Raw genomic sequence first — 21,334 nt, 5'->3', positions numbered from 1 at the left:
CCATCAAGTCACCACCTGGTACTGGAAGCGATCCGAACGGCTGGTGGACTGCGCCAGCTCCACCGGGCGGCCATCGCGATCGCGGGAAAGGGTGAATACGGTCAAGGCCGGCAAGTGCCGAGGCATCATCAGCAGCGCGGCTTCGTCGCGGCTGGGCAGGCGCGCACCGATCAGGCTCTGGGTGCGGGTCAGCGGCACGTCGCGCTCGCGCAGGTACTGGCGCAGGGAGCCGCCGTTGTAATCGGCCAGCAACGGCGCGTAGCTGGCGCAGTAGCGATGGCGGATCAGGCTGACGGGCTGCTGGTCGAGCTTGCGCAGGGTTTGCAGCTCGATCATCGATGCCATTTCGGCGATGCCCAGGTGCTGCGCTTCTTCGCGGCTGGCGTAGCAGTAGCGGCGCTTGAGCAGCAGCGCCTGCACGCCATGCCCCTGGGCCGACAGTGATTGGCTGTAGGCGGTGTCGGCGCCCATCGGGTAAATCAGCGGTCGATCCAGCACCTGAGTGCCTTTGCCCTGCTGGCGCAGCAGGCTGCCTTCGAACACCAGCTCATCAATAGCGCGGCGCAGGGTGTGGCGGTTGACGCCAAAGCGTTCGGCCAACTGCACCTCGCCCGGCAGGAACTCCCCGGCTTGGTAGCCGCTGAGTTCACGGCGCAGGATATCGGCAAGTTCGCGGTACACCGGCTCATCTTGTCTAGACAACTGCATACTTAAAAAAAAGCGCCCGCAGGCACCCCTCCAAGGTCAGATAAACCGCTTGCGCAGGCGCTGGGACAGCACGTCGATCAGGCTCACCACCACGATGATCACCAGCAGCACCGCGCAGGTCTGCACGAACTGGAAGGCGCGGATGTTCTCCCACAGGATCACGCCGATGCCGCCGGCGCCGACCATACCCACCACCGTCGCCGAGCGCACATTGGCCTCGAAGCGGTACAGCGCGTAGCTCACCCACAACGGCATCACTTGCGGGAGCACACCGTAGATCACCTCTTGCAAGGCGCTGGCACCGGTGGCGCGTACCCCTTCCACCGGGCCTGGATCGATGGCCTCGACAGCTTCGGCAAACAGCTTGGCCAGCACCCCGACGGTGCTGATCCACAGGGCCAGCACACCCGCAAACGGACCAAGACCGACCGCCACCACGAACAACATCGCAAACACCATTTCGTTGATCGAGCGCAAGGCATCCATCACCCGGCGCAGGGGTTGGTGAATCCACCAGGGGGTGATGTTGTCGGCGCAGAGGATGCCCAGGGGCACCGAGCAGACAATCGCCAGCACCGTGCCCCAAAGGGCGATTTGCACGGTGACGATCATTTCCTTGAGGTAGGAGCGCCATTCGTGGAAGTCCGGCGGGAAGAAGTCAGCGGCGAAGGTCGCCATGTTTCCCGAGTCGCGGTACAGCGCCAACGGGTTCATTTCCGCGCCTTTCCAGGCCCAGGCCAGCAGCACCAGAAACAGACCCCAGCCCAGGTATTGCGGCCAGGTGCGCTTGCCGACGGCTTCAGCGTGCAAGGTAGTCATGGATCACTCTCGATAAATGTTGGAGCTGGACCTGGGCGGGCTTGTGGGGGAGCGGGCTTGCTCGCGAATGCGGCGTGTCATTCAACACATCCAGCGACTGATCCAGCGCTTTCACGGCGGTGCGCCGATCCGACAAGCCCGCTCCCACATAGGCTCAGGTCCCAGAGGTGGTTAGCCGTTGGCGGCAGTTTTCTTGTCCAGCTCGGCCAAGCGCTGTTGCAGCTTGGCCAGGTCGGCGTCAATCTCTGCCAGCTTCCTGGCCTTGTCCGCCTCGGCCAGCTTGCTGTCGGCGCTGACGGTGGTGCGCTGCTTGAACAGTTCCAACTGGCGGATCGGCAGCAACTGGTCGTCGTTGGAGGCGAGGAACTTGCCCAACTGCATGTTCTTGAGCACCGCCTTCTCTTCGTCGGTGTCGCCGTAGCTGAAGATGAAATCGCGGATCTTGGTCTTCTCACTGTCAGTCAGGGCCTTGCTCCAGACCAGCGGGTCGGCGGGGATCAATGGAGACTTCCAAATCACCTTGAGTTGGGCGGCCTTGTCCGGTTGGGTTACTTCGAGGCGGTCCCAGCTTTCGGTGTTGAAAGTGGCCACGTCCAACTGCCCCTTGGCCACGCTCAGTGCGTTGACTTCATGGCTGGAGTTGAGCGTGCGCTTGAAGGCGGTGGCAGCATCCACGTTGTTCTTGGCGAACACGTAGTAGCCCGGCACCAGGTAGCCCGAGGTGGAGTTCGGGTCGCCATTGCCAAAAGTCAGGCTCTTGGCGTTCTTGAGCATGTCTTCGACGGAGTTGAGCGGGCTGTCCTTGCGTACGATCAGTAGGCTCCAGTAGCCAGCGGCGCCGTTGGCGGCAGCGGTCTGGGCGAAGATTTCGCCGTTGGAGCGGTCCACCGCTTCCATCGCCGCCTTGTTGCCGAGCCAGGCCACATCGACCTTGTTAAAGCGCATGCCCTGGATCAGGCCGGCGTAGTCAGAGGCGAAGGTAGCGTTGATGGTCAGGCCAGTCTGCTTGTGCATGTCATCGAGAAACGGCTGCCAAATACTCTTGAGGTTCTGGGAAGACTCGGTGGACATAATGCCGAAGTTGATGGCCTTCTCGGCGGCCTGGGCATTGCCCATGGCGACACTGGCCAACAACACGGCGGACAGGAAAACATGACCGATACGGTTCAACATGCAGGCGACTCCTAGGGATCGTGAGTGGGGGTTCAAGCGCGGGCCAGGGCCAGGCGCTGGGGTAGCTCGGAACGGCGCGGCGGCTCGCAAAACATCAGGCTGGTGTCAACGTCGGCACCGTACAGATCGTTGAGAAATTGGCTGTTCATCTCGCGGCCCTGCCCATCGAAATGAATGCGCCCGCCCTTGAGCGCCACGGCGCGTGGGCAATAACGCATGGCGTAATCGACTTGATGCAGGGTCACCACCACGGTCTTACCGTCGCGACGGTTGATATCGGCGAGGATCTCCATGACCTTGCGCGCCGACTCGGGATCCAGGGAGGCAATGGGCTCGTCGGCGAGGATCACTTCGGCCCGCTGGGTCAACGCGCGGGCAATCGCCACGCGCTGCTGCTGCCCACCGGACAAGGTTGAGGCGCGCTGCTGGGCCAGGTCCGCCAGGCCGACCCGGGCCAGGGACTCCATGGCAAACTGCTTTTCCTCGGCATTGAACAACCCGAGGTTGCCGCGCCAGCGCGGGACTCGGCCCAGGCAGCCGAGCAGCACGTTGTCGATCACACTCAGGCGATTGACCAGGTTGAACTGCTGGAAGATATAGCCAATATCCGCGCGCAGCCGCCGCACCTTGCCATTCAACCGCCCACTGGACTGCACCTCCCGGCCCAGCACCTTGACGCTGCCACCATTGCCCTTGTCGCAACAGGCCAGGCCTGCGAGGTGGCGCAACAACGTGGACTTGCCGGAGCCGGAAGCACCAATCAGGGCCACCATCTCGCCGCTAGCGATGGTGAGTTCGAGGTCGACCAATGCAGTTTTCTTCGCAAAGGTCTTGTTCAGGTGATCGACATGGATAGCGGGAGTCATGGGCTTCTCTGTCTGGTTTGAACAGCCTTGCGTGGCTGCGTTTGAGTTCAAACGACAGTAGGCGCGGGAGGTGTCAGACCTATGACTTGCACATGACTACAGAGGGGCGGTTTGATGAACGTTTTATGAAAGGTTGGCGGACGCGCATGGTTCTCCTGCGGGAACTCGCTTGCCTGCTCCCACATTTGGATTGGATTTCAAGTCAGAAAAAAAGGCGACCCGAAGGTCGCCTTGTGTCATTGCGCGTACTGCTTGCTCAGCCCGGGCGGTACGCCCTGCACATTCGTCTCTTCCCATGGCCCGTTGGGGCTGATGGACCGGCTCCAGCCGTTGCTCCAGCGGTAGTAGGTGCGCTGGCGGTAGAAGGTGTCCGGTTGTTCGTCCAGCACGTAGACCTGCATCTTGCCGTCCCAATGGCTGGCAGCGCCGGGAGGCGGGGCGAAGGTTGGGGACTTGCTCGGCAAGGGCTTGGGCGGGGCGATGACCGGGCCGCTGGGTTTGCTGCTCGGCTGGGTCGACGGGCCCGACGGTGGAATGGTCGGGCCCGTAGGGGCTGGTGGTGGCCGATGAACCGCGCAAGCGCTCAAGCCCAATACCAGGCTGAGCAGAGTGATACGAGCGATGGCGGTCATGGGCGTTTCCTCGAAATTATTGATCCGGACTGTCGATGGTCAACTGCTGGGTCGCCGTGGTGCTGCTGGCCAGGGGCTGACTGCGGCCGATCCACTCGCCGGCAGTTGGTTGACCGGCCCGTGAGATGCGCGCAACCAGTTGGACTTCGGCGAAGTTGGACAGTTTCAACTGCGGCATCATCGCGTCGGCATCGCCCAGTTCAACGGTCACCGGCAGGTCGGCCACGGTCACGCGCTTGGCCGCCAGTGGCGCCGGCGGGCCAGAAACGGCGCGGGCGAAGATGAAGACGCTGTCGGTCGGCAGCGCACGGGCTTTGACGTCGGCGGCGAGGTCCACCCGCACTTTCATCACGGCGCTCTTGACGATCGGGGCGACAACACCGCCACCTTCTTTCAACTTCTCGGCGGCGCGGTCGATGCCGCCTTGCAGCGCTGCGCGGGAGTTATCCTGCTCCGGCAACAGGGCCAACAGGCGGTTCCAGTAGTCGATGGCTTCCTGGTAACGCTGGCCCTCAAAGGCGGCGATGCCCAGCAGGCCGAGGCTGGTGACTTCCTTCGGATCGAGCTTCAACGCTTCGTCGGTCAAGGCCTGAAGCTGCGGCGACCACTGTTTATTGTTGGCAAAGTACTGCGCCTGGGCCCACTGCCCGAGCAATTCTGGCTGGCGACCGGCGAGGGCCACGGAGCGCTCAAAGACCTTGGCGGCATCGGCTGAACGGTCCTGGGCCATGTAGGCGCGGCCCAGAAAGTACAGGCCTTCGGCCGAATCCGGTTGCGCCGCCGCTGCCCGCTCCAGGCGCTGGGTCATGTCGGCAAGGGACACCGGCGGCTCGGCGAACTCGCGGGTCAGTTCAACTTTGTCGATGGCGCCGTAATGCAGGTACAGCGCCAGCCCCAATACCGGCACCAGCACCGCGGCCAGCAGTGGCAGCGGTTTGCCCAGGCGCGATTCCCGGGGCTTTTCCACGCCTTCGGTATCGGCCAGCAATTCACGGGCGGCTTCGGCACGACCGGTGTCGAGTTGCGCCGCGTTGAGCACGCCTTCGCTTTGTTGGGTTTGCAGTTCGGCAACACGTTCCTGATACAGCGCGACGTTCAACGCGGTGCGGTCTTCTTCACGTTGGGCGCGACGTACGCGCAACACCGGGATCAACAGGAAACTCAAGGCAACCAGGAGCAGCAGGCCAGCTGCGAGCCAGAAATCAATCATCAGTTTTTTTGTCCAGCAGTTGGTCGAGGCGTTGGCGCTCTTGGGCAGATAGCGCGTCGCTGCCATCGGTGGGAGCCGCACGGCGACGGCGGACGATCACGGCCATGACCACCAGGCCGCCCAGCAACAGGGCGGCGGGGCCAAACCAGAGCAAGGCGGTCTTGCCGGTCAGCGCCGGCTTGTAACGGACGAAATCACCGTAGCGATCAACCATGAAGTCGATGATCTGCTGGTTGTCCTTGCCCTCGCCCAACATGCGGAAAATCTCTTTGCGCAGGTCGGCGGCAATCGGCGCGTTGGAGTCGGCGATGTCCTGGTTCTGGCACTTGGGGCAGCGCAGTTCCTTGGTCAATTCGCGGAAACGCTCGCGGTCGCCATCCTTGGAAAATTCATAGGTATCGATGGCGGCATGGGCCACGCCCACCAGCCCCAGCGCCAATACAGCAGCGGTCAGCCAACGCTTCATGGCTTGGCCTCATCCACCAGGGCCTGGTACTTGGCCGCCAGTTGTTCGCGCCAGACCACTTCGTCGATCACCCCCACGAACTTGTCGCGGATCACGCCCTTGGCGTCGATAAAGAAGGTTTCCGGGGCACCGTAGACGCCGAGGTTCAGGCCCAGGTTGCCGTCTTCATCGCGCACGTCCAACTGGTACGGGTTGTGGAATTCCGCCAGCCACTTCAAGGCCGCCGCATTGTCGTCCTTGTAGTTGATGCCGTAGATCACCACGCCCTTCTCGGCCAGTTTGTTCAGCACCGGGTGTTCCACACGGCATGAGATGCACCAGGTGGCCCACACGTTGACCAGGGCCGGTTTGCCGATCAGATCGGCCTGGGTCAGGGTTTTGTCGCCCTGCACCGTCGGCAGCGAGAACGCCGGGAACGGCTTGCCGATCATCGCCGACGGCAGCTCGGCCGGGTCCAGGTACAGGCCACGATACAAAAACACCGCGACCAGCAGAAACAGCGCCAGCGGCAATACCATCAACCAACGCTTCATACAGCGGCTCCTTGCATGCCAAGGGCTTCACGCACTCGGCTCTTGACCTTGACTCGGTAACGCCGGTCCATCGCAGCCAGCAACCCACCGAAGCCGGTCAGCAGGCCGCCGAACCAGATCCAGCGCACAAACGGCTTGACGTGGACCCGCACAGCCCAGGCGCCATCGCCCAACGGTTCGCCCAATGCCACGTACAGGTCACGGGTGAACCCGGCGTCGATCCCGGCTTCGGTCATCATCGAACTCTGTACGGTGTACAGGCGCTTTTCCGGGTGCAGCACGGCGATTTGCTTGCCGTTGCGCACCACGCGCACGGTGCCTTTGTCGGAGGTGAAGTTCGGCCCTTCAAAATGCTTGGCACCTTCAAACACGAACTGGTAACCGGCCAGGTCCATGGACTCGCCAGGGGCCAGGCGCAGGTCGCGCTCGGCGCTGTTCTGGCTGGACAACACCACGCCCAGGGCACACACGGCAATGCCGATGTGGGCGATCTGCATCCCCCAGTAACTACGGGTCAGGGTCGGCAGGCCCTTGATCAGGCCTTTGTGGCGGGTCTTGTCGAAGATATCGCGCACACCGGCCAGCAACACCCAAGCCGCCAGCATGAAGGTCGCGAGCACGGCCCAGTTGAAGTCGCCGTAGGCAATCCCGGCAATCACCGACAAGGCGGCACTGCCCAGCAGCACCGGGGTCAGCATGCCAAGCAGCCATTTGACCGGGGTGTCTTTCCAGCGCACCAGCACGCCAATGGCCATTACCACCATCAGCAGGCCCATCAACGGGATGAACAAGGCGTTGAAGTACGGCGGGCCGACCGACAGCTTGGCGCCGGTCAAGGCATCGAGTACCAGCGGGTACAAGGTGCCCAGCAGGATCATCGAAGCGGCAACTATCAGCACCAGGTTATTACCCAGCAGCAGAGTTTCCCGCGACCACAGATTGAACCCCACGTGGCTCTTGACTACCGGCGCACGCAGGGCGAACAGGGTCAGCGAGCCGCCCACTACGCAGAGCAGGAAGATCAGGATAAACACGCCGCGCTCAGGGTCGGCGGCGAACGCATGCACCGAGGTCAGCACGCCGGAACGCACGAGGAAGGTGCCCAGCAGGCTCAGGGAGAAGGCGGCGATGGCCAGCAACACCGTCCAGCTCTTGAACACGCCGCGTTTTTCCGTGACTGCCAGGGAGTGAATCAGCGCCGTGCCCACCAGCCAGGGCATGAAGGAGGCGTTTTCCACCGGGTCCCAGAACCACCAGCCGCCCCAGCCGAGTTCATAGTAGGCCCACCACGAGCCCAGGGTGATGCCGATACCCAGGAAGGCCCAGGCGACGATGGTCCACGGCCGCGACCAGCGCGCCCAGGCGGCGTCGAGACGCCCGCCGAGCAAGGCGGCGATGGCAAAGGCGAACGCCACGGAGAAGCCCACATAACCCATGTACAGCATCGGCGGGTGGACGATCAGGCCGATATCCTGCAGCAGCGGGTTGAGGTCGCGACCGTCCACGGGAATCTGCGGCAGAATCCGCTCGAACGGGTTGGAAGTCATGATCAAGAACAACAGGAAGCCAATGCTGATCATGCCCATCACCGCCAGCACCCGCGCCAGCATGACTTGCGGCAACTGCCGGGAGAACACCGACACCGCAAAGGTCCAGCCGCCGAGGATGAAGGCCCACAGCAGCAGGGAACCTTCGTGGGCACCCCAGACGGCGCTGAATTTGTAGTACCAGGGCAAGGCGCTGTTGGAGTTGCTGGCCACATAGGCGACGGAAAAGTCGTCGGTCATAAAGGCATAGGTCAGGCAACCAAAGGCGAACGCCAGGAACGCGAACTGGCCCCAGGCGGCGGGTTGCGCCAGGCTCATCCACAGCCGATCGCCACGCCAGGCGCCCAGCAGCGGCACGATGGCCTGGACGATGGCAAAGCACAGGGCGAGGATCATCGCCAACTGGCCCAACTCGGGGATAAACAATGTAGAGGTCATCGCTTAACCCTCCTTGGCTGGGGTTGGCGCGGATTGGCCGCTTTCTTTCAGGGCCTTGGTTACTTCCGGCGGCATGTATTTTTCATCGTGCTTGGCCAGCACTTCGTCGGCCACGACCACGCCCTGGGCGTTGATCTTGCCGAGGGCCACGATGCCCTGCCCTTCGCGGAACAGGTCCGGGAGGATGCCACGGTAGGTGATGGTCACGGATTTGTTGAAGTCGGTGACCACGAAGGTCACGTCCAGGGAGTCGCCGGAACGTTTCAGGGAACCGGCCTCGACCATACCGCCGGCGCGGATCCGCGTGTCTTGCGGCGCTTCGCCATTGGCGATCTGGGTCGGGGTATAGAACAGGTTGATGTTCTGCTGCAACGCGCTCAAGGCCAGGCCCACGGCAACGCCGACGCCCACCAGGATGGCAAGGATGATCAACAGACGCTTTCTACGCAGCGGATTCACTTATCGGTCTCCCGGCGCAGACGACGCGCCTCTTGTTGCAGGTAACGCTTGCGGGCCAGGATCGGCGCAACGACGTTGAGGGCCAGGACGGCCAGGCTGATGCCATAGGCGGTCCAGACGTACAGGCCGTGGTGGCCCATGGCGAGAAAATCACTGAAAGAGGCAAAACTCATCCACGGGCTCCCAGGCTGTTTTGCACTTCGACCTTGACCCAGCTGGCGCGGGCTTCACGCTTGAGCACTTCGAGGCGCATGCGCATCAGCAGCACCGCGCCGAAAAAGCAGTAGAAGCCCAGAACCATCAGCAGCAGCGGCGCCCACATTTCCACGGGCATCGCCGGTTTTTCGGTGAGGGTGAAGGTGGCGCCCTGGTGCAGGGTGTTCCACCACTCCACCGAGTACTTGATGATCGGGATGTTGATCACGCCGACAATCGCCAGCACCGCGCAGGCCTTGGCGGCGCTGTCACGATTGCTGATCGCGTTGCCCAGGGCAATCAGACCGAAGTACAGAAACAGCAGGATCAACATGGACGTTAGTCGTGCATCCCAGACCCACCACGAACCCCAGGTCGGCTTGCCCCAGATCGCCCCGGTCAGCAATGCAACCGCCGTCATCCACGCGCCGATGGGCGCCGCGCATTGCAAGGCGACGTCGGCCAGCTTCATCTTCCACACCAGCCCGACGATGCCGCACACCGCCAGCATCACGTAGCAGGACTGGGCCAGCAGCGCGGCGGGAACATGGATATAGATAATGCGAAAGCTGTTGCCTTGCTGGTAGTCCGGTGGCGCGAAAGCCAGGCCCCAGACCAGGCCGATCCCGATCAGCAGGAAGGCGGCGACGGCGAGCCAGGGCAACATTTTGCCGCTGATGCCATAGAACCACTTGGGCGAGCCGAGCTTGTGAAACCAGGTCCAGTTCATTGCTGTTTCCATCACGGTTGCTTCTTGTCGTTGCAAGAAGCTTAGGGTCTTTACTGACTCAGTGAAAACACTGGATCAGACCTCATTATTCGCCGACGCTGATCTTCAGGCCGGCCGCTATAGCAAAGGGTGTCAGGGTTACCGCCAGGGCGGTCAGGCTGCCAAGCCACAAGAGGTAACCGGTCGCCGGCATCCCCATGAGCGCGGCCTGCAAGGCGCCGCTGCCCAGGATCAATACCGGGATATACAAAGGCAAAATCAGCAAGGCCAGCAACAGCCCCCCACGCTTGAGGCCTACGGTCAGTGCCGCACCGACGGCGCCCAGCAGGCTCAGCACCGGGGTGCCTAGCAACAACGAGGCCAGCAACACCGGCAGGCATTCGGAAGGCAGTCCCAACATCATCGCCAGCAGCGGCGCGAGCAGGACCAGCGCCAGGCCGGAGAAGGCCCAGTGTGCCAGTACCTTGGCCAATACCAGAAGAGGCAGGGGGTGCGACGAAAGGACCCACTGCTCAAGGGATCCATCTTCGAAATCACTGCGAAACAGCCCGTCCAGCGAGAGCAGGACGGACAAAAGTGCCGCTACCCACACCAGTCCCGGAGACAAGGTTTGCAACAGTTTAGTCTCGGGGCCGACCGCCAAAGGGAACAAGGCGATGACAATCGCAAAGAACACCAGCGGGTTGGCCAATTCAGCCGGGCGGCGACACAGCAAGCGCGCTTCGCGGGCGAGCAACAGGGCAAAGACACTCATACCGACCACCGCCCCAGATCCAGGTCGCGATAACCGGCGGGCATGCGGGTCAGGGTGTGATGGGTGGTGAGAACCACCATGCCGCCCTGCTCGCAGTGCCGGGACAGATGTTCCTCAAGCTGGGCCACGCCCTGTTTGTCGAGGGCGGTGAAGGGTTCGTCGAGGACCCACAGCGGCGGGCCATCCAGGTACAGGCGGGCCAGGGCCACGCGGCGTTGCTGGCCGGCCGACAGGGTATGGCAGGGAACATCTTCGAAGCCCTTCAGGCCCACGGCGGCCAGGGCCTGCCAGATCGACTCGCGTGTGGCCGGGTGATGCAAGGCGCTGAGCCAACTGAGGTTTTCCTCAGCCGTCAGCACATCCTTGATCCCGGCGGCGTGGCCGATCCACAGCAGGTTGCGCGCCAGCTCCGTGCGTTGTTCGTGCAACGGTTTGCCGTTAAGGCGCACCTGCCCTGCCGTCGGTTGCATCAAGCCGGCCAGCAAGCGCAGCAGGCTGGTCTTGCCGCTGCCGTTGGGCCCACTGATCTGCACCATGTCGCCGCCCGCCAGACGCAGTTCGAGGTGTTCGAACAGCATTCGCAGGTCTCGCTCACAGGCAAGCGCAACGGCTTCAAGTAGTGGACTGGTCACAAGATCGCGGGCCTTTACGGTTCAAGTCGGCGGTGGAACGGCCGTTAAAGAGATGCACAATAACTGCATTGACGGCCTGTTTTAGAGAGCTGGATCAATCAGTTGTGATGTTTTTGACCCGCTCTTTGAAGACGGGCGGCATTATACATGCGATGCCCTACTCTAAAGAGGGCAATTTCCTTGAGACGGCGGCCACGATGACCGGTGACATCAACCTTCCGACCCTCCCCCCAGCCCCGGCCACCGGGCCCAGGCCTGCGCCTGCAGTGGGCGAACTGCTGAAACTGCTGGAGCCGCAGACAGGGTTGATCGACGCCGGCAAAACCGTGAACGCCGAGGTGCTGGCGCTCAAGCAAGGCGGTGAAGCCTTCCAGCTATTGCTCAAGCTGACCCTCGAAGGCGGCCGGCAAACCCTGGTGCAAGCCGCGAGCAACCAGCCGCTGCCCCTGGGCAGCAACGTCGCGGTGAGCCAGACGGCGTCGGGCGACCTGGCGATCAGCCTGCAACAGGCCCTCAGCGCCAATGTCGCCGCCCTGACCCGTATCGACACCCAGCAATTGCCGGTGGGCACCTTGCTGCAAGCCAAGGTGCTGACCTCGCAGATGCTGCCCCAGGGCGCTGGCCAGCCGGCGCTGTACCGCTCGCTGGTGTCGGTGCTCAACAACGCCTTGAGCGGCACCACCCTGACCCTGGAAAGCCCGCAGCCGCTGCGCGTCGGCAGCTTGCTCAGTGCCGTGGTACAGGGCGCGCAGACCCTGGATTTCGTGCCTCTGAGCGGGCTGCGCGATCAACTGGCAGTCAGTCAGCAATTGGCGACTCAGCAAAGCCGCCAGGGTTCGCTGGAAGGCCTGCTCAGCGCCCTGCAAAACCTGCCGCGCAATGCTGACCTGCCGGCGGATCTGCGCGCGGCGGTAGAACGGGTGCTGGCCGGTATGCCCGACCTGGCCCAAGTCAGTAACCCCAAGGTGCTGGCGCAATTGCTGCACAACAGCGGCGCGCTGCTGGAAGCCAAGTTGCTGGCCGGGCAAAACCCGTTGGTCCCGCCTCTGGACATGAAGGGCAGCCTGCTGCGCCTAGTGGCCGAGCTGATGCCTGCGCTGCCCGCCGGTACCAATCTCAATGCCATCCTGGCCGCCAATACCCTGGCGCAAATGCTGCCCAGTTTTGTCCGCAGCCCCTTGGGCACCCTCGGCCAGATGGGCGCCCGCACCGCACCGGGCGGCTTCCCGCTGCCGGAGCGGCTGTTGCAGCGCCTGGAGGGTGAAAACAGCCTGGAAAACCTGCTGCGCCTGGCCGCCGGCGCTATCTCGCGTTTGCAAAGCCACCAATTGTCGAGCCTGGAACAGACCGGCACCACCGCCGATGGCCGCCTGCAAACCACCTGGCAGATGGAAATCCCCATGCGCACCCTGCAAGACATCGTGCCACTGCAGGTCAAGTTCCAGCGCGAAGAGCCTGCGCCGGACAAGGACGAGCCTGAACGCAAGATCGAGCGCGACGCCAAAAAGATGCTCTGGCGCGTGGAGCTGGCCTTCGACATGGAGCCCCTGGGCCCGTTGCAGATCCAGGCGCAACTGAGTGAAGGCAAACTCTCCAGCCAGTTGTGGGCCAGCCGCCCCTTCACCGCCAGCCTGATCGAAAGCCATCTGGGCAGCCTGCGCGAACGCCTGGTGGCCTCGGGGCTCAACGTCGGCGATCTCGACTGCCACCTCGGCACCCCGCCCCGCGGGCCAAAGACCGGCTTGGAACAACGCTGGGTGGATGAAACCGCATGAAAAACCCCAACCCACCGCGCCAGGCCATCGCCCTCAAATACGACGGCAAAGCGGCCCCCGCCCTGACCGCCAAAGGCGATGACGCCCTGGCCGAAGCTATCCTGAAATTGGCGCGGGAGCACGAAGTACCGATTTATGAAAATGCCGAGCTGGTGAAATTGCTGGCGCGCATGGAACTGGGGGGACAGCATCCCCGAAGAGTTGTACCGGACCATCGCCGAGATTATTGCGTTTGCCTGGACGTTGAAGGGCAAATTCCCGGTGGGCTATGATCCGAATGCCGAGCCAGAGGAGCGGGATGTGACGGCGCGCGGGGATGATTACTGAAATCCCAAGGCTGTATGCCGACCCAAAATGTGGGAGCTAGCTATTGTGGCGAGCGGGCTTGCCCCGCGCTGGGCTGCGAAGCAGCCCCCAAAACCAGCCTCCATGGTGTATCTGACACAATGCATTCGGCTTACTGGGGCTGCTGCGCAGCCCAACGCGGGGCAAGCCCGCTCGCCACAACAGCCCGCTTGCCACAACGGCCCGCTCCTGCATGGGAACTGCGGCACCTTCAGCTTTTGTGCAATTTGCTCATCAACTGCGCCTCGGCCTGGGTCAGGCCGCAGGATTGGGTCAGTTCATCCACCGTTGCGCCCATGCCCACCAGCTTCGCCGCTTGGGCGAAGGACAGGTTGGCCGGGTCGCGCTGTTCCAGTGCCGACAGTTTGTCGGGCAACGGGGCGACGATTGAACGCAATTCATGCACGTCCTCCCCCACCCGCACGGCGCTTTGCTGGTAGTTGTCCACGCGCTTGGCCATCTCGCGCAGACGTTGGTCGCGCACGGCGTCGCGCTCGGCCTGCTGCAGCGCCGACTCGCGCTGCTGGCGCATATGACGCAGCAACACCACGAGAGTCCCGACCCACAGCAGGGCCAGGACGATTACCGCTACCTCAAGCATCAATCAGATGTTCTCCAGGTCCGACCACTCTTCTTCGCTCATCATCTTGTCCAGCTCAACCAGAATCAGCAGCTCGCCGTTCTTGTTGCATACGCCCTGGATAAACTTGGCCGATTCTTCGTTGCCGACATTCGGCGCAGTCTCGACTTCCGACTGACGCAGGTAAACCACTTCGGCCACGCTGTCGACCATGATCCCGACCACTTGCTTGTCGGCTTCGATGATGACGATCCGGGTGTTGTCGTTGACTTCAGTCGGCATCAGGCCAAAGCGCTGGCGGGTGTCGATCACGGTCACGACGTTGCCGCGCAGGTTGATGATGCCCAGCACGTAGCTCGGCGCCCCCGGTACTGGCGCGATTTCGGTGTAGCGCAGCACTTCCTGCACGCGCATAACGTTGATGCCGTAGGACTCGTTGTCCAGTTTGAAGGTCACCCATTGCAGAATCGGATCATCCAAACCCTGTGCGGACGCTGACGACTTGTTCATACCCCTGACCCCTTCAAATACCGTTGATAACGGCGTGTGTTCTTCTTTGGCAGCACCGTGGCGCTGCGCCTCTTATCAAGTACGTTTGTTACCTGGCAGATCTTTTACCGCGCCGCTGGCAATCAGCTCCGCCAATTCGGCGACATCCAGCAGCGCGCACATATGTTCAATCACCGTGCCCGCCAGCCATGGCCGCTGGCCACGGTGGCTGCGCCATTTGATTTCGTTGGGGTCCAGGCGCAGCGAACGGCTGACCTGATGCACCGCCAACCCCCATTCGTAGCCCTGCACCGAGATCACGTATTGCAGGCCCTGGCGGAAATCATCGCGATAGCGGTCGGGCATCACCCAGCGCGCAGTGTCCAGCACCTTGAGGTTGCCGGCCTGGCTCGGCAGGATCCCGAGGAACCACTCCGGCTGGCCAAACAACGGCGTCAACTCCTGGCCTTCCAGGGAGTAGATCGACCCCAGGCACACCAGCGGCACCGCCAGCGTCAGACCGGCCACATCGAACAGCAGGCACTCGAACGACTCGGCAGCCCAGGCCGGCCGGCCATCGGTTTCCACCGGCGGCGGAGTAATGCTCGGCGGCCGATGCACCTCGGCCACTGGCGGTACCAGCACCAGCGGTACAGGCTCAGGCACGACCGCAACGGCGACCGGCACCACCAACGCATCACGGGCCTGCTCTTCCAGGACCGCCAGTTGGAACTCATCCAGGCCGGCCTCAGCCTCGACCACAGGCACCGCCACCACCTCATCCAGCACCAGGATCGGCTCGGGCAGCAGTTCCTCGGTCGCCTCTTGCAGCAGCGCATCCAGGTAGGACTGCAGCGCCAGTTGCGGCCGGGTCTTGATATCGACAGGACGATTCATCTGTATGCCCACGCGCAAGCCCCGTTAACCGTGTATTCAAAGGTTATCGGCGCGATGCCCCATGGACTTGAATTCAGGTTCATTTCACGCCACCTGCGCCACAAGTTGCTGGGCCAGCAGATGCTTGAGCAAGGCGCGGTACGCCAGTACGCCACGGCTCTTGCCGTCGAATTGCGACGGCGCCAGGCCTGCGCGGCTGGCGTCACGCAGGCGCGTGTCCACCGGGATATAGCCTTGCCAGATAGTTTCTGGGTAGGCGTCGCGCAATACGCGCAAGGTGCCGAGGGAGGCCTGGGTGCGACGGTCAAACAGGGTCGGCACGATGCTGAACGGCAGCGCCTGTTTGCGCGAACGGTTAATCATGGCCAGGGTGTTGACCATACGCTCCAGGCCCTTGACCGCCAGGTGTTCGGTTTGCACCGGGATCACCAATTGCTGGCTGGCCGCCAGGGCGTTGACCATCAGCACGCCAAGCAATGGCGGGCTGTCGATGATTGCGTAGTCGAAATCCTGCCACAGCTGCGCCAAGCTCTTGGCGATCACCAGGCCCAGGCCGCTCTGCCCCGGCGACTGGCGCTCCAGGGTGGCCAGGGCGGTGCTGGAGGGCAACAGGGAAATGTTTTCGTTGCTGGTGGGCAACAACAGTTGCCCGGGCAAGCCTGCGGGGACACTGCCCTTGTGCAGGAACAGGTCGAAGCAACTGTGCTCCAGGGCATCGGGGTCGTAGCCGAAATAGCTGGTCATCGAGCCGTGGGGATCCAGGTCGACAATGACCACGCGCTTGCCCGCCTCGGCCAGCAGACCGGCTAAGGCGATGGAGGTAGTGGTCTTGCCGACCCCACCTTTTTGATTGGCAACTGCCCAGACTCTCATTCGGATTGTTCCTCCCGGCAGGCACTGGCTCGACCGAGAAATAGCACGAGGTTATAGAGCCGGTGACGGAGAATTGACGGCACTCTCACGAACCGGCGGCTTTACGGGCGTCGGTGCAGTTTGTGTGCCAGCCCGCTTCATTGCAGCATCAGGTTGTGCATTGGCCGCGCCGGTGGCGGTCAGGCTGCGGCGCACATCCAGGTTGCGCGACACCACCAACACCACCCGACGATTGCGCGCACGGCCTTCAGCCGTCGCATTATTGGCCACGGGCTGGAATTCACCGTAGCCCACCGACGCCAGGCGCCCAGGGTTCACGCCCTGCATCGCCAGCATGCGTACGATGCTCGCCGAACGCGCCGACGACAGTTCCCAGTTGGTGGGAAATTGCGCGGTATGGATCGGTTGGTCATCGGTAAAGCCTTCGACGTGGATCGGGTTGTCGAAGGGTTTGAGGATGGCCGCCACCTTATCGATGATGCTGAAGGCAATATCACTGGGCAGGGCATCGGCGCTGGCGAACAGCAGGCTGGAATTGAGCTCGATCTCCACCCACAACTCGTTGCCACGAATGGTCATCTGGTTGGAGCTGATCAGATCGCCAAATGCCGCGCTGATATCGTCGGCGATGCTCTTGAGCGGATCGCTGCCGCCACTGATACCGGCGTCGGTCTCGTCGCTGTCCTTGACCAGGGGTTTGGCCGGGGTCATGGTCTTGGGCCGCTCGTCGCCAATGGGAATCGGCTTGAGGGCCCGATCGGAGTCGGTAAAAACCCCCACCAAGGCTTCGGAGATGACTTTGTACTTGCCTTCGTTGATCGAGGAAATGGAGTACATCACCACGAAGAAGGCGAACAGCAAAGTGATGAAGTCGGCGTAGGACACCAGCCAGCGTTCATGGTTGACGTGCTCTTCAGGCTCGCGGCGGCGACGGCTCACAGGCAATACCCCTCACAACACACATCAACTGTAGGAGCGAGCTTGCTCGCGAAAATCGCGAACGATAACGCGGGGCTGCGGGTTAAACGCGGTGCTCTCGGGTTTTTCGCGAGCAAGCTCGCTCCTACAGGGAGGCGCATGCTCATCAATCCATGAAGCCCTGGAGCTTCAATTCGATGGAGCGCGGGTTCTCGCCCTCGGCAATCGACAGGATGCCCTCCAAGAGCATTTCCCGGTAACGGGATTGGCGCATGGCAATGGATTTGAGCTTGCTGGCAATCGGCAGCAGCAACAGGTTGGCACTGGCCACGCCATAAATGGTGGCGACGAATGCCACGGCGATGCCGCTGCCCAGTTGCGAGGGGTCGGCCAGGTTGCCCATCACGTGGATCAGGCCCATGACCGCACCGATGATGCCGATGGTCGGCGCGTAGCCGCCCATGCTTTCAAAAACTTTGGCCGCGTTGATATCGCGGCTTTCCTGGGTGTAGAAGTCCACCTCGAGGATGCTGCGGATCGCTTCCGGCTCCGCGCCGTCGACCAGCAGTTGCAAGCCCTTGCGCGAGTAGCTGTCGGGTTCGGCATCGGCCACGCCTTCAAGGCCCAACAGACCTTCCTTGCGGGCGGTGAGGCTCCAGTTGACCACGCGGTCGATACCGCCAGCCAGATCCACGCGCGGCGGGAAAATGATCCACACCAGGATCTGCATGGCCCGCTTGAATGAGCTCAGGGGTGACTGCAACAGCGCCGCGCCGACGGTACCGCCGATCACGATCAGTGCTGCCGGACCGTTGGCCAGGGCGCCAAGGTGGCCGCCTTCCAGGTAGTTGCCGCCAATAATGGCGACAAACGCCAGGAGTATCCCAACCAGGCTCAACACATCCATCAGTGACAGGCCTCCACCAGGTGCTTGCCGATGTCATCCAGGCTGTAGACCGCGTCGGCCAGGTCGGCCTTGACGATGGCCATGGGCATGCCATAGATCACGCAACTGGCTTCGTCCTGGGCCCAGATCGAGCTGCCGCCCTGCTTGAGCAGGCGCGCGCCTTCGCGACCGTCGGCGCCCATGCCGGTGAGGACCACCGCCAGAACTTTGTCACCGTAGGACTTGGCTGCCGAACCGAAGGTGATATCCACACACGGCTTGTAGTTCAGGCGCTCATCACCCGGCAAGATTTTTACCGCGCCGCGACCGTCCACCATCATTTGCTTGCCACCGGGGGCCAGCAAGGCCAGGCCTGGGCGCAGGATATCGCCGTCTTCGGCTTCCTTGACGCTGATGCGGCACAGCTTGTCCAGGCGCTCGGCAAAGGCCTTGGTAAAAGCGGCGGGCATGTGCTGGATCAGCACGATGGGCGCGGGGAAGTTGGCGGGCAACTGGGTCAGGACGCGCTGCAAGGCCACCGGGCCGCCGGTGGACGTACCGATCGCCACCAGTTTGTAGGCCTTGCGCTTGGGCGCAGGCGACGCAGGACTTGGCGCCGCCGTGCGCGTCGGCGCCACGGCAGGCCGTGCCACTGGCGCGGGAGCCGGACGTCCGAAACTGCTGCTGGTCGGTGCAGGCGCCGCTACCGGAGCGGGAGCCACCGGCGCGCGGAAGCTGCTGCGGTTGCTGCGCGAGATGCTGTGCACCTTCTCGCAGAGCATCTGCTTGACCTTCTCGGGGTTGCGCGAGATGTCTTCGAAATTCTTCGGCAAAAAATCCACGGCGCCAGCGTCCAGCGCGTCGAGGGTCACTCGGGCGCCTTCGTGGGTCAGCGACGAGAACATCAACACCGGGGTCGGGCAACGCTGCATGATGTGGCGCACAGCGGTGATGCCATCCATCATCGGCATCTCGTAGTCCATGGTGATCACGTCTGGCTTCAACGCCAGGGCCTGATCAATCGCCTCTTTGCCGTTGGTGGCCGTACCGACCACCTGGATGTTGGAATCCGCTGAAAGAATTTCCGAGACGCGGCGGCGGAAGAAACCCGAATCATCCACCACCAGAACCTTGACTACCATAACCACTCCGTTAGGCCGGGCGAGGGACAATCGCCCCGCCCAACCAGAATCAAATACGCCGTGCGGCGTAACGCTTGAGCATGCTCGGAACATCGAGAATCAGCGCGATCCGACCGTCACCGGTAATGGTCGCACCCGACATGCCTGGCGTTCCTTGCAGCATCTTGCCCAATGGTTTGATGACCACTTCTTCCTGGCCAACCAACTGATCGACGACAAAGCCGATACGCTGGGTGCCCACGGACAGGATCACCACGTGGCCTTCACGCTGCTCTTCATGAGCGGCAGACGCCACCAGCCAACGCTTGAGGTAGAACAAAGGCAGGGCCTTGTCCCGCACGATCACTACTTCCTGGCCGTCGACCACATTGGTGCGCGACAGGTCGAGGTGGAAGATTTCGTTGACGTTGACCAGCGGGAAGGCGAACGCCTGGTTGCCCAGCATCACCATCAAGGTCGGCATGATCGCCAGGGTCAACGGCACCTTGATGACGATCTTCGAGCCTTGGCCCTTGGTCGAGTAAATATTGATCGAGCCGTTGAGCTGGCTGATCTTGGTTTTCACCACGTCCATGCCCACGCCACGGCCGGACACGTCGGAAATCTCGGTCTTGGTCGAAAAGCCCGGGGCGAAAATCAGGTTGTAGCACTCGGTATCGGTCAGGCGGTCGGCCGCGTCCTTGTCCATGACGCCGCGCTTGACCGCGATGCCGCGCAGGATATTGGAGTCCATGCCTTTGCCGTCATCGGTGATCGACAGCAGGATATGGTCGCCTTCCTGCTCGGCCGCCAGGATCACTTTGCCCAGGCGCGGCTTGCCGCTGGCTTCGCGCTCTTCCGGGGTTTCCACACCGTGGTCGACCGCGTTGCGCACCAAGTGGACCAATGGGTCGGCCAGGGCCTCGACCAGGTTTTTGTCGAGGTCGGTCTCTTCGCCCACCAGTTCCAGGGCGATCTCTTTTTTCAACTGCCGGGCCAAGTCACGAACCAGGCGCGGGAAGCGCCCGAAGACTTTCTTGATCGGCTGCATGCGCGTCTTCATCACCGCGGTCTGCAGGTCGGCAGTGACCACGTCGAGGTTCGACACGGCCTTTTGCATGGCTTCGTCGCCGCTGTTCAAGCCCAGGCGCACCAGGCGGTTACGCACCAGCACCAGTTCGCCGACCATGTTCATGATGTCGTCCAGGCGCGCGGTATCCACCCGCACGGTGGTTTCGGCTTCACTGGCCGGGGCTTTCTCGGCAGCGGCGGGCGCACGGGCTGGCGCCGGGGCGGCGGCACGTGCGGGAGCCGGTGCAGCGGCCTTGGCGGCGGCAGCGGGTGCCGGTTTGGCCACCGCCGCTGTGGCGGTCGCGGTCGCGGCGGCGGCAGGTGCCACCTCGGAAAACTTGCCCTTGCCGTGCAATTCGTCCAGCAGGGATTCGAATTCGTGGTCGGTGATCAAGCCATCCGCCGCCGGTGCGGCAGCAGGCGCCGCAGCAGCAGGTGCAGCCGCCGCAGCGACTGCCGGCAAAGCATCGGCAGCAAACGAACCCTTGCCATGCAACTGATCCAGCAGTGCTTCAAATTCGTCGTCGGTGATATCGGTGCTGGCCGCTGGCGCAGCAGGCTCCACAGGCTGCGGTGTGGCCGCCACGGCGTCCGGGGCAAACTGGCCCTTGCCGTGCAACTGGTCGAGCAAGGACTCGAACTCGGCGTCGGTGATGTCTTCGCTGGTCGGCACCATGGCCGGCGCAGCCGCTGCCGGTGCTTCGGCCTCGGCCTCGGCCTTGACGGCATTGAGGGAGTCCAGCAGTTGTTCGAATTCGCTGTCGGTGACGTCGGGTTCGGCCACCGGTTCAGGTGCGGCTTCAACCACCGGGGCGGCGACCAATGCGGCAGGTTCTGCCAGGCGCGCCAGGGCGGCCAGCAGTTGCGGGGTGGCGGCAGTAATCGGAGCGCGTTCACGCACTTCGTTGAACATGCCATTGACCGCGTCCAGGGCTTCGAGGATCACGTCCATCAATTCCGAATCAACGTGCCGCTCACCCTTGCGCAGGATGTCGAACACGTTTTCGGCGATGTGGCAGCACTCCACCAGCTCATGGAGCTGGAGGAAGCCGGCGCCCCCTTTTACAGTGTGAAAACCGCGAAAAATTGCATTGAGCAGGTTCGCATCATCCGGTCGGCTTTCCAGCTCGACCAGTTGCTCGGACAACTGCTCTAGAATTTCGCCGGCCTCTACAAGGAAATCCTGAAGGATTTCTTCATCGGCGCCGAAGCTCATA

General features: G+C 62.7%; 23 protein-coding genes and 1 pseudogene. 2 read left to right on the top strand and 22 right to left on the bottom strand.

Annotation, left to right across the window (positions count from 1 at the left end; translation table 11 throughout):
• Positions 1-3: 3 nt before the first annotated feature.
• From phnF to ccmA, 14 genes are all read right to left on the bottom strand, one after another.
• A complete protein-coding gene (gene phnF, locus JTY93_RS07800; RefSeq protein WP_205476958.1) occupies positions 4-708 on the bottom strand; it encodes a phosphonate metabolism transcriptional regulator PhnF in 705 nt (234 codons plus the stop codon).
• Between the two features lie 36 nt (positions 709-744).
• Complete coding sequence (gene phnE, locus JTY93_RS07795; protein WP_205476957.1) at positions 745-1,527, bottom strand: phosphonate ABC transporter, permease protein PhnE; 783 nt, start codon at positions 1,525-1,527, stop codon at positions 745-747.
• A 171-nt stretch (positions 1,528-1,698) separates the two neighbouring features.
• Positions 1,699-2,700: a phosphonate ABC transporter substrate-binding protein gene (gene phnD / locus JTY93_RS07790; protein ID WP_205476956.1), complete on the bottom strand. Its 1,002-nt coding sequence runs from the start codon at positions 2,698-2,700 to the stop codon at positions 1,699-1,701.
• A 32-nt stretch (positions 2,701-2,732) separates the two neighbouring features.
• A complete protein-coding gene (gene phnC, locus JTY93_RS07785; RefSeq protein ID WP_205476955.1) occupies positions 2,733-3,566 on the bottom strand; it encodes a phosphonate ABC transporter ATP-binding protein in 834 nt (277 codons plus the stop codon).
• A 236-nt stretch (positions 3,567-3,802) separates the two neighbouring features.
• Positions 3,803-4,198: a flagellar basal body L-ring protein FlgH gene (locus JTY93_RS07780; RefSeq protein ID WP_205476954.1), complete on the bottom strand. Its 396-nt coding sequence runs from the start codon at positions 4,196-4,198 to the stop codon at positions 3,803-3,805.
• 16 nt (positions 4,199-4,214) lie between these two features.
• Positions 4,215-5,408, bottom strand: coding sequence for a c-type cytochrome biogenesis protein CcmI (gene ccmI, locus JTY93_RS07775; protein ID WP_169994386.1), 1,194 nt, complete (start codon positions 5,406-5,408; stop codon positions 4,215-4,217).
• The gene (locus JTY93_RS07770; RefSeq protein ID WP_205476953.1) at positions 5,401-5,874 is read right to left on the bottom strand and encodes a cytochrome c-type biogenesis protein; all 474 of its coding nucleotides are present in this window, start codon (positions 5,872-5,874) and stop codon (positions 5,401-5,403) included. Before JTY93_RS07770 ends, ccmI begins: the two co-directional genes overlap by 8 nt.
• A complete protein-coding gene (locus tag JTY93_RS07765; RefSeq protein ID WP_029292599.1) occupies positions 5,871-6,407 on the bottom strand; it encodes a DsbE family thiol:disulfide interchange protein in 537 nt (178 codons plus the stop codon). Before JTY93_RS07765 ends, JTY93_RS07770 begins: the two co-directional genes overlap by 4 nt.
• Complete coding sequence (locus tag JTY93_RS07760) at positions 6,404-8,392, bottom strand: heme lyase CcmF/NrfE family subunit (protein ID WP_205476952.1); 1,989 nt, start codon at positions 8,390-8,392, stop codon at positions 6,404-6,406. The genes JTY93_RS07765 and JTY93_RS07760 overlap by 4 nt, the downstream gene beginning before the upstream one ends.
• Before the next feature lie 3 nt (positions 8,393-8,395).
• Complete coding sequence (ccmE, locus tag JTY93_RS07755) at positions 8,396-8,851, bottom strand: cytochrome c maturation protein CcmE (RefSeq protein ID WP_104911854.1); 456 nt, start codon at positions 8,849-8,851, stop codon at positions 8,396-8,398.
• Positions 8,848-9,024, bottom strand: coding sequence for a heme exporter protein CcmD (gene ccmD / locus JTY93_RS07750; protein WP_029292593.1), 177 nt, complete (start codon positions 9,022-9,024; stop codon positions 8,848-8,850). Before ccmD ends, ccmE begins: the two co-directional genes overlap by 4 nt.
• Positions 9,021-9,776 (bottom strand): heme ABC transporter permease, encoded by a 756-nt coding sequence (locus JTY93_RS07745; RefSeq protein ID WP_057958958.1) that lies wholly within the window; start codon positions 9,774-9,776, stop codon positions 9,021-9,023. The genes ccmD and JTY93_RS07745 overlap by 4 nt, the downstream gene beginning before the upstream one ends.
• Before the next feature lie 85 nt (positions 9,777-9,861).
• Complete coding sequence (gene ccmB, locus JTY93_RS07740) at positions 9,862-10,530, bottom strand: heme exporter protein CcmB (protein WP_205476951.1); 669 nt, start codon at positions 10,528-10,530, stop codon at positions 9,862-9,864.
• Positions 10,527-11,162 (bottom strand): cytochrome c biogenesis heme-transporting ATPase CcmA, encoded by a 636-nt coding sequence (gene ccmA / locus JTY93_RS07735; RefSeq protein WP_205476950.1) that lies wholly within the window; start codon positions 11,160-11,162, stop codon positions 10,527-10,529. Before ccmA ends, ccmB begins: the two co-directional genes overlap by 4 nt.
• A gap of 197 nt (positions 11,163-11,359) precedes the next feature.
• Between ccmA and fliK the strand changes: the two genes are divergently transcribed.
• Both fliK and JTY93_RS07725 read left to right on the top strand, forming a co-directional pair.
• Positions 11,360-12,937, top strand: coding sequence for a flagellar hook-length control protein FliK (gene fliK / locus JTY93_RS07730; RefSeq protein WP_205476971.1), 1,578 nt, complete (start codon positions 11,360-11,362; stop codon positions 12,935-12,937).
• Positions 12,934-13,264, top strand: a pseudogene (locus JTY93_RS07725) (EscU/YscU/HrcU family type III secretion system export apparatus switch protein). Before fliK ends, JTY93_RS07725 begins: the two are co-directional and overlap by 4 nt.
• 229 nt (positions 13,265-13,493) lie before the next feature.
• Here the strand turns inward: JTY93_RS07725 and JTY93_RS07720 are convergent.
• The 8 genes from JTY93_RS07720 to JTY93_RS07685 all read right to left on the bottom strand — a co-directional run bounded on the left by JTY93_RS07720 (position 13,494) and on the right by JTY93_RS07685 (position 21,333).
• On the bottom strand, positions 13,494-13,886 hold the full coding sequence (locus JTY93_RS07720; RefSeq protein WP_205476949.1) for a DUF2802 domain-containing protein: 393 nt from the start codon (positions 13,884-13,886) through the stop codon (positions 13,494-13,496).
• A complete protein-coding gene (locus JTY93_RS07715; RefSeq protein WP_029292578.1) occupies positions 13,887-14,372 on the bottom strand; it encodes a chemotaxis protein CheW in 486 nt (161 codons plus the stop codon).
• Positions 14,373-14,447: 75 nt separating this feature from the next.
• Positions 14,448-15,248: a CheW domain-containing protein gene (locus JTY93_RS07710; RefSeq protein ID WP_205476948.1), complete on the bottom strand. Its 801-nt coding sequence runs from the start codon at positions 15,246-15,248 to the stop codon at positions 14,448-14,450.
• A gap of 84 nt (positions 15,249-15,332) precedes the next feature.
• Entirely contained in the window at positions 15,333-16,121 is a 789-nt protein-coding gene (locus JTY93_RS07705; RefSeq protein ID WP_169994394.1) for a ParA family protein, read from the bottom strand.
• Positions 16,122-16,172: 51 nt separating this feature from the next.
• Positions 16,173-17,060: a flagellar motor protein MotD gene (gene motD / locus JTY93_RS07700; protein ID WP_029292572.1), complete on the bottom strand. Its 888-nt coding sequence runs from the start codon at positions 17,058-17,060 to the stop codon at positions 16,173-16,175.
• A 145-nt stretch (positions 17,061-17,205) separates the two neighbouring features.
• Positions 17,206-17,946: a flagellar motor protein gene (locus JTY93_RS07695; protein ID WP_169994396.1), complete on the bottom strand. Its 741-nt coding sequence runs from the start codon at positions 17,944-17,946 to the stop codon at positions 17,206-17,208.
• Complete coding sequence (locus tag JTY93_RS07690; protein WP_205476947.1) at positions 17,946-19,067, bottom strand: protein-glutamate methylesterase/protein-glutamine glutaminase; 1,122 nt, start codon at positions 19,065-19,067, stop codon at positions 17,946-17,948. The genes JTY93_RS07695 and JTY93_RS07690 overlap by 1 nt, the downstream gene beginning before the upstream one ends.
• A 49-nt stretch (positions 19,068-19,116) precedes the next feature.
• Positions 19,117-21,333: a chemotaxis protein CheA gene (locus tag JTY93_RS07685; RefSeq protein WP_205476946.1), complete on the bottom strand. Its 2,217-nt coding sequence runs from the start codon at positions 21,331-21,333 to the stop codon at positions 19,117-19,119.
• Position 21,334: the final 1 nt, after the last annotated feature.

The organism is Pseudomonas hygromyciniae, assembly GCF_016925675.1.
Lineage (GTDB): Bacteria > Pseudomonadota > Gammaproteobacteria > Pseudomonadales > Pseudomonadaceae > Aquipseudomonas > Aquipseudomonas hygromyciniae.
This window is presented reverse-complemented; position numbering and strand designations above follow the sequence as displayed.

What these genes read in the sequence shown, in the direction of transcription:
- phnF (WP_205476958.1), bottom strand. Translation starts at nt 708, where the DNA reads ATGCAGTTGTCTAGACAAGATGAGCCGGTGTACCGCGAACTTGCCGAT.
- phnE (WP_205476957.1), bottom strand. Translation starts at nt 1,527, where the DNA reads ATGACTACCTTGCACGCTGAAGCCGTCGGCAAGCGCACCTGGCCGCAA.
- phnD (WP_205476956.1), bottom strand. Translation starts at nt 2,700, where the DNA reads ATGTTGAACCGTATCGGTCATGTTTTCCTGTCCGCCGTGTTGTTGGCC.
- phnC (WP_205476955.1), bottom strand. Translation starts at nt 3,566, where the DNA reads ATGACTCCCGCTATCCATGTCGATCACCTGAACAAGACCTTTGCGAAG.
- JTY93_RS07780 (WP_205476954.1), bottom strand. Translation starts at nt 4,198, where the DNA reads ATGACCGCCATCGCTCGTATCACTCTGCTCAGCCTGGTATTGGGCTTG.
- ccmI (WP_169994386.1), bottom strand. Translation starts at nt 5,408, where the DNA reads ATGATTGATTTCTGGCTCGCAGCTGGCCTGCTGCTCCTGGTTGCCTTG.
- JTY93_RS07770 (WP_205476953.1), bottom strand. Translation starts at nt 5,874, where the DNA reads ATGAAGCGTTGGCTGACCGCTGCTGTATTGGCGCTGGGGCTGGTGGGC.
- JTY93_RS07765 (WP_029292599.1), bottom strand. Translation starts at nt 6,407, where the DNA reads ATGAAGCGTTGGTTGATGGTATTGCCGCTGGCGCTGTTTCTGCTGGTC.
- JTY93_RS07760 (WP_205476952.1), bottom strand. Translation starts at nt 8,392, where the DNA reads ATGACCTCTACATTGTTTATCCCCGAGTTGGGCCAGTTGGCGATGATC.
- ccmD (WP_029292593.1), bottom strand. Translation starts at nt 9,024, where the DNA reads ATGAGTTTTGCCTCTTTCAGTGATTTTCTCGCCATGGGCCACCACGGC.
- JTY93_RS07745 (WP_057958958.1), bottom strand. Translation starts at nt 9,776, where the DNA reads ATGAACTGGACCTGGTTTCACAAGCTCGGCTCGCCCAAGTGGTTCTAT.
- ccmB (WP_205476951.1), bottom strand. Translation starts at nt 10,530, where the DNA reads ATGAGTGTCTTTGCCCTGTTGCTCGCCCGCGAAGCGCGCTTGCTGTGT.
- fliK (WP_205476971.1), top strand. Translation starts at nt 11,360, where the DNA reads ATGACCGGTGACATCAACCTTCCGACCCTCCCCCCAGCCCCGGCCACC.
- JTY93_RS07715 (WP_029292578.1), bottom strand. Translation starts at nt 14,372, where the DNA reads ATGAACAAGTCGTCAGCGTCCGCACAGGGTTTGGATGATCCGATTCTG.
- JTY93_RS07710 (WP_205476948.1), bottom strand. Translation starts at nt 15,248, where the DNA reads ATGAATCGTCCTGTCGATATCAAGACCCGGCCGCAACTGGCGCTGCAG.
- JTY93_RS07705 (WP_169994394.1), bottom strand. Translation starts at nt 16,121, where the DNA reads ATGAGAGTCTGGGCAGTTGCCAATCAAAAAGGTGGGGTCGGCAAGACC.
- JTY93_RS07695 (WP_169994396.1), bottom strand. Translation starts at nt 17,946, where the DNA reads ATGGATGTGTTGAGCCTGGTTGGGATACTCCTGGCGTTTGTCGCCATT.
- JTY93_RS07690 (WP_205476947.1), bottom strand. Translation starts at nt 19,067, where the DNA reads ATGGTAGTCAAGGTTCTGGTGGTGGATGATTCGGGTTTCTTCCGCCGC.
- JTY93_RS07685 (WP_205476946.1), bottom strand. Translation starts at nt 21,333, where the DNA reads ATGAGCTTCGGCGCCGATGAAGAAATCCTTCAGGATTTCCTTGTAGAG.